This is a genomic window from Neisseria sp. P0009.S007 (genome assembly GCF_051962515.1).
This window is the reverse complement of record NZ_JBQCVF010001008.1, coordinates 1-321: the sequence shown is the minus strand read 5'-3', so window position 1 is coordinate 321 and position 321 is coordinate 1. Positions and strand designations below refer to the sequence as shown.

Annotated in this window: 1 protein-coding gene; it reads left to right on the top strand. The window is 48.0% G+C overall.

Features of this window, described 5'->3' with window-relative positions:
• Nucleotides 1-99: 99 nt before the first annotated feature.
• Nucleotides 100-321: replication endonuclease (locus ACTHS3_RS17535; protein WP_440368700.1), on the top strand; the 222-nt coding region annotated here is incomplete at its 3' end.

The window sequence follows — 321 nt, the reverse complement described above, 5'->3', positions numbered from 1 at the left end:
GGTAAAGAGTTTACGCTCGATTAGCTGAGCGCGTTGGGGGTGTCTAATCCTGCCATCCGTCGTGCTGAGCTGATGGTGCGTATTCGCGGCTTTGAGTAGATTGCCAAACTTAACGGCCATGTGGGCGAGTTTTTTACGCTGACCTGCCCTTCTATGTTTCACGCATTCCATCACTTTGGTAAGCGTAATGAGAAGTTCAATGGGGATACGCCACGCGAGGCGGTAAAATATTTAAATAAGGTATGGGCGCGTATTCGCGCTGAATTTGGACGTATGGATATTAAGGTTTATGGTTTTAGGGTGGCTGAGCCTCATCATGAT